The sequence below is a fragment of the Methylothermaceae bacteria B42 genome (genome assembly GCA_001566965.1).
Taxonomy (GTDB): Bacteria; Pseudomonadota; Gammaproteobacteria; order Methylococcales; family Methylothermaceae; genus Methylohalobius.
This window is the reverse complement of the sequence record LSNW01000014.1, coordinates 112,726-127,523: the sequence shown is the minus strand read 5'-3', so window position 1 is coordinate 127,523 and position 14,798 is coordinate 112,726. Positions and strand designations below refer to the sequence as shown.

Here is a 14,798-nt window from a genome sequence, read left to right as displayed (position 1 = left end):
ACCCACGATCCCCACAGCACAATCTTTACCAGCAAACCGTCAAGCAAATCCTTAAAAAAGATCTCCATCACCCATGGTATAAAAAAAGTTGTTTGACGCCCACGTCCAATCCAGACCAGAAGAAAAAGACCTGCCGGTAGGAATAATCCCTATGGGTTCTGGAATTGCCTGAAAACCCACCCGTTCCCAAAATTTACGATATGGAGACCGGGACGGCATCCATACCCGGACTTTCTGCCACTCCAGCCAAAGCCATTCCCGTACCATCCCCGCCAAAAAGGCCAGCGCATCCTGTTCCCTGGGCGGCAACAGAAAGTCCACCACTACCCCCTCCCCGGCTTGGTCAGCGCTGGTCATTACCATCAGCCCATGGAGCGCCCCGCTCCATCCCCGCGGGAAACCGTAAACCCAATAGGATTGATGCGGGTGCTGGAAATAACGCCATTCGATAAAGCGGCGGTCACGTCTTATCCAAAACGAATAAATTCCATCGAATACTTCCGCCAAGCGGTCCAACCTTTCATCTGCATTGAGCAGTCGTTCAACGCCTCCGCTCTTGCTGGTAAAAGCCAGATCTCTTAGCTCTGCTTGCAAACAAACCATCCCTCCGGCCAGTCTGCTGTATTGCAATGTATGTTGACCAAGACGAAAATGCCTTTCCCCCGGAAAACCATAAAGCATCGCAGCCTTATTATCCCCGCAATAAGCATCAATGAAAGCATCCACCGTCTTAACAAAAACGCCACGGCGTCCACCCATCACGCCACGGTAATCCGGATGGGACATGTTGTCCCATAAATGAACAGCCTCCAGCCGCTTTCCCCGACAATGTGCCTGATAGGGAACACCGCCAAACATGGCGATCAATTCGCCAGAGGCATGTTCTGCGACCATGCATTTATTTCCAAAGGTGCCTTGATATTTCCATTGCCAGACGCTGGAATCCAGGGTTTTCCCAAACGCTGCTTGCCATAGGCCGAGCGCATTGAGCTGGTCCCGTGGCATTAGGGGACGAAGCAGGATTGGCTTATCCTGTAGCGGCAACTTGGGCACTGCCAACATGATGATTTTCCGGATCTGAATCCACTAGGCTCCAGGGCCGCACAACCCGCGGTGGAAAGGCAAGGGAAAAATCAGTCGTATTTAGGGTTAAATTTGGATTGTAAGCTGGGTCTTCAAATAGGACATGCCCCCAGCGCGCCAACATGATGCTGATTTCCCGGTTGAAACGCGCCAGCTTCTCGGGCGTATCCTCCCTGCCCCGAGTTGCCGATTCGTGATGGTAAAGCTCGGCAAATGGCGTCCAAACGTTCCAATAGCCTCGTTGTTGAATTTTGAGGCACAAGTCCACATCGTTGAATGCTACCGTCAGCGCTTCCTCATCATAACCCCCGACTTCTTCAAAAATACTGCGCCGGACGATGAGGCAAGCTGCGGTCACCGCAGAGAGATTCTGCAGTAATAACGCTCTTCCTAATTGACCAGGTACGCCCCGCGGCATCCCTTGATAAGCGTGATTTGCAATCCCGCCCACGCCAAGAATAACACCGGCGTGTTGAATCCGGTCATCGGGATAATACAACATGGCGCCAACTGCGCCTGTCTCGGGCCTAACCGCATGGCTGACCATCTCATCCAGCCAGTCTGCATGCAATATTTCCAAATCATTATTGAGGAAGCCTAAAATTTCTCCACGGGCATGGGTCACTGCCTGGTTATTCAATGCAGAAAAATTAAAGGGCGCATCATAAGGAATTACAGTAACCCTATCTCGATCTGCTAGTTGCTCTAGATATTGGACAGTTTCGGGATCATCCGATTGATTATCGACAACTATCAGCTCATAGTTCGGATACGCCGTCTTTTCTAACAGCGTTTCTACACAACGGTGCAACAAGTGATAACCGTTACGGGTTGGAATAATCAGGCTAACCAGTGGTTTTTGCTCCGGCAAAGGAAATCGTACCCGGCAGTATCCCCCTACCCATCGGGATACCTCGGCATGTTCAAATCCAATCCGGTCTAAATGTTCCTTGACCACTTGCACCGCAACCTCGCGCACATAGCTTTTTTCGGAAACATCCAAGGCTGTGGACCCTGGAATCATGCGCCAGTGATAGAGCACAAAAGGAATATGCCTGATTCGCTCACTAGGAAGGTTTTCGGTGAACCGGAAAATCAAGTCCCAATCCTGGCTACCTTCGAGTCCTTCCCGAAAACCGCCCAAGCTGCGAACCCGTTCTGTTTTCAGCACCGAGAGATGGGATGGATAATTCTGCCCTAAAAGCAGCAACGGATTCCAATCTGGCTTGAAGTATGGCTCGTGATGCTGACCTTGCTCGTCAATCTTGTCCTCGTCGGAATAAATCAATTCCGCATCCGGATAACGATTCAGCTCTTCAGCCACCATGTACAATGCGTGTTCCGTTAATTCATCGTCCTGATCCATCAATGCAAGAAATTGTCCAGTTGCAAGCGCTAAAGCACTGTTAGAGGCAGCGGAGATATGCCCGTTTTCATCCCTGAATTTCACCTTGATTCGATCATCTTTTTGCGCATATTCTTCCAGAATATTGCGAACATGGGGCAAAGTGGAAGCGTCATCGGCAATACATAGCTCCCAGTACGGATAGAGTTGATTACAAACAGAATCCAACGCCTTTCGCAACCATATTTCATCAGGGTTATATACCGGCATTAATATGGAAAATTTGGGCAATAAAGACATCTCCTGGATTCTGTTTCGGATTGCCTTTCGGTCGGAGTCGAACAAAACCCCATAATGTTGCCACCATTGCTGATAGTCACTTTCTGACCGAGTCTTATTGACAATGGCCAGCTTCAATCCCAACCACCCTTGGTGGCGATAAATCCGCCAAACCTTGGACATAATCGCCCCAACCGATCCCGGTTGTTTTAAAACGCTTTTCAGCTGCGGGCCAAGGATCCGCCAAGCAGCCTGCAATAAACCAATTTCCTGAATTTGCAATGCCCGGCAAGTTATCTCTCCGTAACTGCTGGCAGGATCGAACCTCAATTGGTTGATTTTATCGGGCAATCTTACAATACCCTCGATCCGCCCATTCTGGGCATCGTAACAATGATTCAGAAAAATTTTGTTATCTTCGTTAAAACCGGATCCATCATCAATATAAAGCACCGGATAAATCAAAGCCGTGCCAGACAACTGCCCCTTAATCCTAACCCAACCGCTAGGGGCTTTACCGCGGTTCGAACGCAACAGGATATGAGGATCTTGGCCAGTGGAAACAAATTTCCCGTCTTCAAGCATCCTAAGATCATCCCCGGCTTCCATCTCGAACTCATGGTTGCGTGATCGATATAAACGGCGAAAGCGCTTCCAGGCACGGCCAAACATCCGAACTGGCGCCGAGACTCGCCAACTGGTCGAATTCATGACTTCTTCATAGGCATGCCGCCAACGAGCAAGCTCGGCTTCTTTGACTTGAAGCTCACGCACTTTGACCTCCGTTTCTGTTTGCAGCTGCTGAACTTGTTGAGTAACTTGTCCAATCTGTGCTTCCTTCTCTTTTATCACTTGCCGTAAGTGAGTAATCATTTCCTCTTGGTTGCGCGAATGGACCTTGGTTGCCTCCAGTTCCTTTTGGCAAAGCTTCAATAACCCCGCCTTTTGCTCTAAAGCATGGGTGAGAGAAACAACTTCCTTTTTGTAATCATCAATTAGACTTTCAAGATTCTCAATATGGCTTTGAGCTAATTCAATTTTTTTATTATCAGCTTCAATCTGATTTTCTAGATTCTTGATATGATTTTGATCTAAATATTTTTCCTTTTTATAGGCGTCGATCTGATTTTCTAGATTCTTGATATGATTCAGATCTAATTGCTTTTCCTTTTCCAGATCCAAACCCCGCAGCGCATGTTCAGTCAGCTCTCGCACTTTTTCGACAGACCAACGGCTACGCCACTTTTCCAGCAATTGATGCCAGGCTATTCTCTGTTCTTCTGAATCGGGATTCACCCCAAAACCGCCGTCAGGAGGCAACCGGTAAACCGCCGTCACTCGTTTGAAGTGAAAAAAATCCGTTTTTTCTGCAACCTGCAGCCAAAAATCCCAATCTTCATAGTGATCCAATGTTTCATCCAGACAGCAACCCGCATCCAACAAGGAACGATCAAATAAAACCGCGTGAATTGGTATGTAATTGACGCATTGCAACCGGAGCGGGTCGTAATCCAGCTCAAACAAATGCTCCTTCAGCCTCTGGCCATTCTGTTCCCTGACCGCCTGGACCGAAACATATACCGCTTTTTCTGGCCTGGCATGAATGATTTTGACTAAGTTTTCAAAATGTTCCGGCAAAAACCAATCATCATCGTCCAGAAAGGCTAAGTAGTCCCCTTTTGCCGCCTCCAGCCCAGCATTGCCTGCCGCGCAGCGGCCTCGATTTTGTTCAAAATGAAGGTAACGGATAGTCAATCTATCTTCAAAAGAAGATAACAGACTACTGACATCGACACCGCCATCGTTGACGACAATCACTTCGAGGTTTGAATAAGTCTGGCCAACCAAAGACTGGAGGGCTTCGCTGAGCAATTCGGGGCGATCCTTGGTCCGGACAATGACCGACACCAGGGGATTCGCATCCATCTTCGAAGCGCCTTGCTCCAGCAACGACTGTATATCAGGATTGATTTCCCGCGCCCCATCATTTTCAGCGGGCGACATCGCCACGCTTTGCCAGTACAGGCTAAGGGAATCCAGAACCACCTTGGCATAATCGCCTTCTATTTCACTAAATTCATAAAAGCCTTCCGCATAATGCATCTCCGGGGGGAGGCTATAGGTTCTTGCACGGTTGATAGCTATGATTTTGTTTTGATAGTCATTGGCCTGCAGCTGGCTCTTATAACAGTCTATGAGCGCTTTTTTTTCTTCTATCACCGAAGTGATGTCGTGGAGCCGATTAACCCGTCCTTGCACGCTAATTTCATAGGCATAACATTTGCCTACGTACCCCATTTGTTGCGCCGCTTGCCAAACTAGTGCGCCAGCCATTCTATGGTCTGGGTGAAATTCCATGGGGGAAGGGAAGAAAATCGTTGCCGGCTGAACCCGCTTAATGACCGCTTGAGCCTTAGCAATCAACCTGGTGTTAATTTCCAGCCCCCTATCCGGCTCGCGCCAAAAAATCAATTGCTTGAGATGCAAGCGGGAAGCAACCTTTTGGGCTTCTTGTTCACGGGTTTGGGCCAAATGCTCAGGATCCCCTTCCCCACCCATGGCGCCGTCCGTCATAACGACAATGGAAACTTCTATTCCGGCTTCTTTTGCCAACAGTAATGTGCCACCCATGCCAAAGGTTTCATCATCTGGATGGGGGGCAAATACGAGCCAGGGGCCTGGGGGCAGCGATGCTGTTTGATACGGTACTAATGCCTGTTCCTGCACGTTAATCACCCATGGAAATTACTTGTTTGATACTTTCCGCTGCCTGCCATTGATGTTCCATCCAGCAGATACCCACCGCTTTCATCGGTTGCCTGACCCGGAAAGGCAGACAAGATTCCCGGGAATCGTAAACATGAACGCCGGTGCGATCAATCAACCAGACATCCAAAAGATACTCTCCGGATAATAAAGGTAATGCCGGGATTTCGAAAATCACACCCACTTTGCCTTCTCCCAGATCCGTCAATGTAACCTGGTCCACCTCGGTACTAGCACCGAAACACTGGACACCGTCATTGCGCTTGATCACAATACCCACATGAATATCTGCCAAGGGCATCACGCCAGCATGGGCCAACACTTCTAGCTGGAATACCTCTCCTGTGTGATATCTTGGCCTGCCATCATCATCTTTTCGGCAATGTAATAGTTGTATCGACTCCAACCAGGCTCTTTTTTCTTGCTGAACCTGGGCTGCTGCAGGATGGGCCATGCTTGGGGCGGGGTATTGGGCGTCCCGTTGCCGCACATAGTCTTGATAGGCATCTACTACCTCTTCGGCTGGCCCGCTGAGCCTGACCCGGCCACTTTCTAGCCACAAGACCCGGTCGCACAAATGTTTGACCTGATAAAGGGCGTGGGAGCAAAACAGCAATGCTTTATTCCTTTCGCGGAATTCAGTCATCCGGTCCATGCATTTTTTCTGAAAATGGGCATCCCCCACCGCCAAGGCTTCATCGACAATCAAAATATCCGGGTCAATACAGGTCACCAGGGAAAAAGCCAAGCGCACATACATGCCGGAAGAATAAGTTTTGACCGGTTGATGAATAAACTCCCCCAGCTCTGAAAAATCGATAATTTCAGGTATTCTGGTTTGAGTTTCCGCTTCATCCAGCCCCAGCAGGGCACATCCCAAACGAATATTTTCCAGACCGGTAAATTCTGGATGGAAACCCGCCCCCAATTCCAAAATGGCCGAGACCCTGCCGTGAATTGCCAATTCCCCAAAAGTCGGGGCAACAGAGCCGGCCAGGATTTTCAATAGGGTACTCTTGCCTGCCCCGTTATCGCCAATGACTCCCACCGTTTCTCCATAGTTAAGCTCAAAAGACACGCCATCCAGGGCGTGGAACGGGTGATGGCGGGGCCGACGCAGCAGCATTTCCAGCAGGCTATCGATAGGGCGGGGATAGCGCCGGTACACTTTACCGAGGTTGTTGGCCCGAATGGCAATCATAGAAAATCCTTGGCCCGCTCCAGAGACTTGTTAAAAAAAATCCAAGCCAATAAAGAGAATATCCCGCTACCCAACAATAACCACCAAAAACCGGCAGGCGGCGGCACGCCTTGCAAGAAAACCGCCCGGTAAGCGGCCACCAACCAGTAAAAGGGATTGAAATCTTCCAGCCAGCGCCACTGATTGGGAATCAAACTCAGAGGATAAATCACCGGCGTCGCGAAAAACGCCAGCATTAACAGCATACGCAACAACTGGCTAAAGTCCCGGACAAAGACTGTCAACACACTGCTGACCCAGGCCATGCCCGCGGTCACCATCAGCCGGGTCAACATCAGCACGGGCAGTAACGCCAACCACGGCGACAAATGATAGCCTTTGATAAAGATGGCCGCCAATAACACTATCAAGCCCATCAACTCGGTGACCAAGCTGGTCAAAACTTCCACTACCGGCAGCAACCAGCCAGGGAATTGCGCATGCAGCAATAGCGGGCGGTTACCAATGAGAATGCCGGTGCTACGCATGGCGGTCTGCTGCATGGCGTCAAATGGAATTAGACCGCAAAGCAGATACAAGGCAAAATCCGCTACTCCACCACCAGTATCAAAACGCACCTTCATCAAGTAACCGAATACTACCGTGTAAACCGCAAACAGAAACATCGGCTCCAGCAAAAGCCAACCCACGCCCAGCACCGAGCCCCGGGTATGCTGGGCCAAGTTGCGCAAGGTCAATTGCCAAAGGGCGTGGCGGAACCGCCACCCTTCTTTGATGTTTTGTATCAATGGACTGTGAAAACGGGATGAAAACTTGGGTTAACGCAGCATAACCCGAGGGTTCAATCTATTCTACTGGTTTTGTTAAGGGCTCGGCTACCTGCTGAATAGGCTTCTCTGGCGCCTTTATGTTCAACTCTTTTCGCAATTCTGATAATTTTTCCTTCACATAGGCATCCAGCAGTTTTTTCTCTATCCCGATCTTCCGTTTGCGGAAAGATTCTAGATATTGCTGAACCTTGTCCTCCCGGTATTGTTTCTCGAGGTTGGCGATGATCTTGTCTTTGACCTGCTCGAAGGGAAGTTGCTTGGGCGGTTTTTTATCCCATACCTTGGCCACGTGAAAGCCAAACTCGGTTTCAAAAACTTCGCTCACTTCGCCGGGTTTACGTTTGAACACCTGCTTGCGGAAGGGAGTCACCACCTTATCGGGGGTTACCCAACCTAGACGGCCATGATTGGCCTTGACGGAAGGGTCTTCTGACAATTCGTCGGCCACTTTGGCAAAATCCTCGCCGGCCAGTATCCGCTTCCGTGCCGCCTCGGCCATTTTCCTGGCTTCGGCTTTGGGGCGCTTGCCCTTCCAGCGGATAAGAATATGGGAAACATCCACTTGCTCGGGCTGCATGAATTCATCGTAGTGGGCTTTGTAATAATCGCGGGCGGCTTGGGTCATATCGGGTACTGGTTCTTTTCGGATGGCGTCCAGGCGCGCCAAAGCCAAACGCCGGTCGCGGAAGTTTTCAATCTCCGCCTGGATTAAAGGATCTTTATCCAACCCCAGCTTTTTTGCTTCCTCTGCCAGGGCGCAGTTGAGATACAAATGGTAAATGACTTCTTCCAAACGCTGACGGTCATTGAGCAATTTATACTGCCCATTGGCCGGCGCCTGGGAAATATAGGCCTCAAAATTGGCCAGCGGCACGTTGATCTTGCCATCGCCAATCAAATCTTGTTGTAACTCTGCGGCATGGGCCAACAGCCAACTACCTGACATGATCAGAAAACCAGCAACTTTTACTTTTTTCATCAACAATCTTGTCTCCTCTAGCCTTTTCCAATACCAAAAGGAAAGGCGGACCGAAGTCCGCCTTGCCAATAATGCTAAATAAATCAGCTAAAGCTTAGAAGTCATCACTGTTGACCGTTACATCACGCTCGAAACGGTGATCGACAGTTTCCCCAAAGCTTGAACCCACTGGATTCTTACCGCGGAGAGCAGCAAAACCAATCACTGGAACACCCTCAAACGTGTGATCAGCAGCTACTAATCCAGTTCCCCCATCAGCGCCACCGTCAGCATCTGCAAAGTCTACTGTGGCGTCACTTAACTGGGATTCAACAAACTCATATTTATTATTGAAGGTAAGCTTCATCCACCCAGTTACAAAGGAAGTACCCGTATTAATAGTTTTAGCATTATCGGAACCCAACACGGAAGATGCGGTACTCTGGAAATTCAGGATATTGACTTCCCGCTCTAAAATAGTATCGGGACTACCAAGGACAGGAGAGACACCAAACCCACCTGGGGCTGGTTGCTGTTCCTCCCGGTCAAAAGGCTGCACTTGAATAGCAACATCTTGATCTTTCTTCTCAAAGCAAACATCAGAAGGATCGCTTTCCGTTACCGCAGCTGTTGGGACATTATCGGCATTAAAGGTAACTTGCTGGGTACTAGACTCTTCTGTGCCATCATCGTCACAATCTTCTGTGTATTGGCCATTAAAAATGCCATGTTTGCGCATTGGGAAAGTTACCACCCAATCGGTAGCCCCATCATAAGTAGGATCAATGAAATAATCATTTAAGACGGAAACTGCTTGCATAGCATGGGCCATAGGGAATGGATTATTGCCTGATGCTGGCGTGTTTTTATCACCGTCATTCAAAGTTGCATCCACAGCTAAAGGCCAATTTGATCCAGGGTTTACTATAGCATCACCACCTGCATTTACTACCCCACTGGTTCTAACATCGCCGGAAGCCAAAGATGGCAGTAAAAACCACGCAGGATCATCCGGACGGTAATGCTGACTCTTGTTGGCATAGTTTGAAAGCGCTGTATCCTGGGCAACATACGCTGCCCCCGTAGCATTATTCAAATAAATCGCGTGGCCATAGAGACCTCCAGTTGGCTCACTCAATGCGGCATTAGCATCACTGTCGCCCACATAAGTGGCAGTAGCACCAGAAACAGTGCTAGTTCCCCAGTTATTTCTAGAAGCAGCATTTCCATTCGTGCCCACCCCATTCGTCCAGGCAGAGGTAATGACACTACAATCGGCAGGTTTGCCATCGCTGCCATGCTTAATGCCTGCTACAATTTCCATGTCCTTGGTGTTATCAATTGTCCCATTTCCATCAGTGTCTGCGTATTGATTAGCTTTGATGACACCAACCTCAATAATCTCAACATAACCTTCTCGGGCATCGGAATCCTCAACATCTGGATAGACAGTATTCATATTCCATCCAGTGCTGTTCAGTGTCCCCACAGACGTAGCTGAATCATTTAGAGGTAAGGTGCAAGTATTATCCGTGCTGATCAAATTAGCTTTGCCATTAACGTTACGGACTACGCCGGTCCACACATCGTAAGGTGACATATAGATGTTGAAGTCAAGTACGTCCTGGGAGTTGCCGCTTTCACGGAAACGGACCTTGACAATTTTGGATTCATTTTTGGTGTTAACAATGTGGATATTGGTTTGAAAATTATTATTTACATTATAATAGGGAACGAGTAGAACCTCTCCCAGCCCGTCCTGGTTTACTGTCACTGCTTGAGCGCTGCCAATGGCACCGACTGCCACCACAGCAGCGGCGATTTTAGACATCTTGAACTTCATAGTACTCTCCTTCTTCGAACGTTGTAGTTAACAAAAGCTTCAAACTTCAGCGAATTTCGACAATCGGCCCCTTTTTCGACCAATAGCCAGATCCGGAGCATGCCTGATGCGGCGGACCGCGGCCAAAGCCTTGGCGGATAGCTTTAATGGTTAAATCTTGGTGTTGCTGACGGATAATTTGAGATCCCCCCTCAAATCCGATTGCCCCCAGATAAAGCCACCCTCCAAAGCCTTCTACTGATCGCATTGGTATCGCTATTACTGTCAGATTCAAATCCTAGCACACTTTGGCGGAAATGCAATTTAAAAACAACAAATTTTTCACAAAAATGCAAATCCCTTCCCGCATCCCATGATTTCTATCCTAGTTATTACACAGCTAGCGCTGCATGATAAGGTATTTTTACCACATGTTGTCAATTTGCAACAAAAAGGCAACTCATCATTCCCGGGGCACATGCCACCAACCCTGCTCATCGCGAATCCAGCGCTCATAGACCGGGGTGGTCGATTCCATGGGCGTGCCAATCCGCGGCAATGCCAGGCGAGTGGTCACCAGCACCGTGACTTTGCAGACATCCGGCTGTTCACACACCACTTTATCCACCTTTGCCGCCTGCCATACACCAACGCCAAAGATTCCGCGCTTGTAGCGCTCAAAGCTCTTGACTTTGCGGTAGCCGGGAGACAGGTATTGATAGGCGGTTTCAAGATCCCCTTTGATCAATGCGTCCCAGCGAGCTTGCGCCCGTTCGGCAACAATGGCCTCGGGAGTTTTAGGCCCATTGAGGGCGCATCCCCCTAACATGACCAGCCACAAACTGGTCAGCAAGATCCTTATTGATATTTTATTATCCAGCAAAAAATGTGTTTGCATAAGAATGAAAGCCTCCTTAATCCTAGCAAATCCTTAACTCTCATGAGGAGAAAAGATTGTAGAATACCATTGTAGCGGCTTATCCGCATTGGACATCGCGCCCAATACCGCTTCAATGGATTTGGCATCAACTATGGCAAGTTATTATAACCAAGCGCAAATGTACTTCTATCTAATTTGCATTTTTCCGAAAAAGCGATTTTTTGCCTAGTTCTTTTAATCTCAAAATAATTACAGTCAAACCCGCCACGTTACCGATGACGATACTAGCCAGAGAAAATGCCACAGCCACTTGTTTGCACCAGGGAGAACAATACATTGAATTGTTGGCGCTATTAGCATTTGTCATCCTCTGTTGCCTTCCTGCGCTATATATTCTCGCCTTGATCACCCAGGCAGGAAAACTGCCCGACAACGATTACTGGGATTATTTAAATACCATTCTCCGAAATGGCGCTTTTAGTCTGCGTTTTAGGGATTGGTTTGCCCATAATACAGAACACATCGTTATCATCCCCAAAATTTTTTATGCTCTCAACATCAAACTCACTGGTGGAGACAACCGGGCCTTAGGGTTACTGGGATTTTCCTTCGCAACCTTGGAAGCCATAATCCTTTTGACCTTTGTTAGGAAATATCTCACCTTCACAGAAAAGCACTGGGCAACCCTGGCGATTAGCCTTCTTATCTTCACGCCCGCCGCCGCCCATAATTGGATGCTGGGGATGAGCGGCGTTGCCTGGATTGGCGCCAATGCCCTGGCTTTAATTGCTTTCTACCTTCTCGCCAATCGGCAAGTTCATTTAAGTTGTTTAGTCGCGATGATAGGCATGTTGACTTACAGCACCGCGCTGGGAATATGGCCAGCGCTTATTGTCGGCGCGTTATTGGCCAAACACCCGCTGGACAGTATCAAGAAAATACTTGCCTATGCCTTCATAGCCTCCTTAATGTTTTTGTTTTTTTATCATAAACCGGAAGGACACCCGGATCTGCAAAGAGATCCTTTTACCATTTTGATCTACCTGCTGACCTTGACCGGCGGGCTGTTTACTAGCCATGATGCCGGGCTGGCGCAAAAATTGGCCGGCGCTGGACTCATTACGCTTGTTTTTGCTCTTTGGCGGTTAATTAAAACACCAGCATCGCGGCAGGCCTCGGCCATCTGGTTGATGATCATTTGTTATGCCTTGGCCAATATGGGCATTATCGCGTTCGCAAGAGCCGGCTTTGGTATCGAACAGGCGCTTTCCTCCCGCTATATGACCTTGCCCGCGCTTTTCTGGCTTGGTTGGTTTGGCATAATCCTTTTGCTTTCCCGCACACTTCCGTTATTCCGTCATTGGCGTTTCCCTGTCTTTTTCTTGCTATTGGCCGGATTTGCTTATGCCAGCATTCCCGCATACGGGGAAATCACCGGTTACTTTCTAGCTAGAAGCCAGAAAAAAACTTTGGCCATGGTTTCGATTTATACTGGCGGATACGATTTTGATTTGCTATCCCAAACCGTCACCCCTACCCTAAAAACTGAGGCAGGACGCGCAATAGCCGCCAACCTGATTCCCCAATTGAAAAAAATTCGTCACATTCCATTTGACGGCACTTTCCAGCATTGCCCTCAACCGGGTGAAAAATTAAACATTACTGAACAAAGCCCACCTGGCCAGAAAGGTGGTTTTACTGCGGGGCATTTTGATCGCATAGAATTGCTCGATCCTCTGATTTATAAGGTGGAGGGTTGGGCTAGACCAATTCCCTCCACGCCTCTGCGCTGCATTGTAATCACCAACCAGGATAAAATTGTCCGTGGCCTTGCGCTTTCTGGATTCCCCAGGCCAGATGTCAATCAATATCTTGATAAACCGGGGGATTTCGGATGGCTAGGCTATGCCAGAATAGCGCCGCAAGATAAACAGTTGTTTGCCTATGTACTTACAGGCAAGCCATTACAATGGTACCCGTTAAGTGACACCCATTCTGTTTTTCCATCAGCTACAACCCTTAATCCATTAAAAAAATGAGTCTGATCAGTTTTGTCATCCCCGCCAAAGACGAGGCGGATAGCTTGGAAACGCTTTTTCAAAAAATTACCACGGTCATGGGCCACCTCCCGGACTACAACTTTGAGGTGGTTTTCGTGGATGACGGCAGTAGCGATAAAACCTGGGAAATCATGGAATCCTTGGCGGTTGACCATCCGAACCGGGTGATTGCGCTGCGGTTGCGGCGAAACTTCGGCAAGGCTTTTGCCTTGGCGACCGGTTTTCAAGCCAGCCACGGGGATATCATTATCACTATGGATGCGGATTTGCAGGATGACCCGGAAGAAATCCCCCGTTTTATTGCCATGCTGGAAGAAGGCTACGATCTCGTCTCGGGCTGGAAACAAAACCGTCAAGATCCCCTTTCCAAAACCCTGCCTTCGCGCTTGTTCAACAAAGTCACCGCCTGGCTGAGTGGCGTTCCATTGCATGATTTCAATTGCGGCTTCAAGGCATACCAGCGGGAGGTATTGCAAAGTCTCAGGCTGTACGGCGAGTTGCACCGCTATGTGCCAGTACTGGCCCACGACCGAGGCTTTAGAATCACGGAAATACCGGTTAAACATCACCCCCGTGAACATGGGGTTTCCAAATATGGCTGGGAACGCTACGCACGGGGATTCTTGGACCTGTTAACGGTACTGGCCACCACTCGCTACCGTCATAAGCCCGGGCATTTGTTTGGCGGCCTGGGTATTGCTTCTGGCCTATTGGGTGTGGCAATTTTAACTTATCTGGCAGTACTTTGGTTTTCCGGGGTCCGGCCCATTGGCACCCGGCCGTTATTTTTTATCGGAATTTTGCTGGTCATTTTGTCAATCCAATTGATTTCCGTTGGGCTATTGGCGGAATTGATTACCCATCACGCCAATGAAAAGCCGCCTGAGTTTGCGATTTTGGAACGAGCTGGGGGAGACGTTGCATGAAAGCCAGGAAGACACCCCTCATTGAAAATGGCATTGTGGTGGGCACAGGATCGGACAAGTATGAAACCAAAAATCCTTTGGCCCAGTACATGCTCAAAACGTTTGACGACGCTGTGGCCGAACTGGCCTCGTCCGTCAATCCTGACACCATTCTTGAAGTTGGTTGTGGAGAGGGGCATATCACCCAAATCTTGCTGGATCATACCCAAGCCAAAATCCATGCCACGGACTTGTCCCCCACCATTGTCAATATCGCCCGTGAAAACCTAGATTCACCCAGGTTGACTTTTGAGGCAAAAAATATTGTCGATTTGGAGCCGCAAAGTCATAACGCGGAACTGGTTGTCTGTTGCGAGGTTTTGGAACATCTTGACAATCCTGACAAAGGACTGTCCAAACTTGCCCAGCTGGCCCAACCCTATGCCTTGATGTCTGTCCCCCGGGAACCGCTATGGCGGATTCTCAACTTTCTGCGTGGGGCTCATGTCAAAAGCTGGGGCAACAGCCCTGGCCATATCCAGCATTGGTCAAAAAAGGCGTTTTTGGATTTTGTTGGACGCGAATTCGAGCTTGTAGAAATTCGATCCCCTTTGCCCTGGACAATCATTCTAGGCCGTTCCAAACATTACCGTTCGTGAAGGTTAAATG

The 14,798-nt window shown here is 48.8% G+C and carries 10 protein-coding genes and 1 pseudogene; 3 read left to right on the top strand and 8 right to left on the bottom strand.

What is annotated here, in order from left to right:
- Nucleotides 1-51: 51 nt before the first annotated feature.
- From AXA67_07270 to AXA67_07235, 8 genes and pseudogenes are all read right to left on the bottom strand, one after another.
- Nucleotides 52-1,062: a hypothetical protein gene (locus AXA67_07270; protein ID KXJ41018.1), complete on the bottom strand. Its 1,011-nt coding sequence runs from the start codon at nucleotides 1,060-1,062 to the stop codon at nucleotides 52-54.
- Between the two features lie 46 nt (nucleotides 1,063-1,108).
- A pseudogene (locus AXA67_07265) lies at nucleotides 1,109-2,947 on the bottom strand (glycosyl transferase family 2).
- A 2,488-nt stretch (nucleotides 2,948-5,435) separates the two neighbouring features.
- On the bottom strand, nucleotides 5,436-6,674 hold the full coding sequence (locus AXA67_07260; GenBank protein KXJ41017.1) for a hypothetical protein: 1,239 nt from the start codon (nucleotides 6,672-6,674) through the stop codon (nucleotides 5,436-5,438).
- Entirely contained in the window at nucleotides 6,671-7,462 is a 792-nt protein-coding gene (locus tag AXA67_07255; GenBank protein KXJ41016.1) for a hypothetical protein, read from the bottom strand. Before AXA67_07255 ends, AXA67_07260 begins: the two co-directional genes overlap by 4 nt.
- A 58-nt stretch (nucleotides 7,463-7,520) precedes the next feature.
- Nucleotides 7,521-8,483, bottom strand: a complete 963-nt coding sequence (locus tag AXA67_07250) for a hypothetical protein (GenBank protein KXJ41015.1) — start codon at nucleotides 8,481-8,483, stop codon at nucleotides 7,521-7,523.
- Between the two features lie 94 nt (nucleotides 8,484-8,577).
- Nucleotides 8,578-10,305: a hypothetical protein gene (locus tag AXA67_07245; GenBank protein KXJ41014.1), complete on the bottom strand. Its 1,728-nt coding sequence runs from the start codon at nucleotides 10,303-10,305 to the stop codon at nucleotides 8,578-8,580.
- A gap of 46 nt (nucleotides 10,306-10,351) precedes the next feature.
- Nucleotides 10,352-10,552 (bottom strand): hypothetical protein, encoded by a 201-nt coding sequence (locus AXA67_07240; GenBank protein ID KXJ41013.1) that lies wholly within the window; start codon nucleotides 10,550-10,552, stop codon nucleotides 10,352-10,354.
- A gap of 195 nt (nucleotides 10,553-10,747) precedes the next feature.
- Entirely contained in the window at nucleotides 10,748-11,182 is a 435-nt protein-coding gene (locus AXA67_07235) for a hypothetical protein (GenBank protein ID KXJ41012.1), read from the bottom strand.
- A gap of 296 nt (nucleotides 11,183-11,478) precedes the next feature.
- Between AXA67_07235 and AXA67_07230 the strand changes: the two genes are divergently transcribed.
- From AXA67_07230 to AXA67_07220, 3 genes are read left to right on the top strand one after another with little or no spacing between them, the layout of a single operon-like run.
- Nucleotides 11,479-13,203 carry a hypothetical protein gene (locus tag AXA67_07230; GenBank protein KXJ41011.1) on the top strand — a complete coding sequence of 575 codons (1,725 nt, stop codon included), beginning with the start codon at nucleotides 11,479-11,481 and terminating at the stop codon, nucleotides 13,201-13,203.
- On the top strand, nucleotides 13,200-14,150 hold the full coding sequence (locus AXA67_07225; GenBank protein KXJ41010.1) for a glycosyl transferase family 2: 951 nt from the start codon (nucleotides 13,200-13,202) through the stop codon (nucleotides 14,148-14,150). The genes AXA67_07230 and AXA67_07225 overlap by 4 nt, the downstream gene beginning before the upstream one ends.
- On the top strand, nucleotides 14,147-14,788 hold the full coding sequence (locus AXA67_07220; GenBank protein ID KXJ41009.1) for a methyltransferase type 11: 642 nt from the start codon (nucleotides 14,147-14,149) through the stop codon (nucleotides 14,786-14,788). Before AXA67_07225 ends, AXA67_07220 begins: the two co-directional genes overlap by 4 nt.
- The last annotated feature ends 10 nt before the right edge of the window (nucleotides 14,789-14,798 follow it).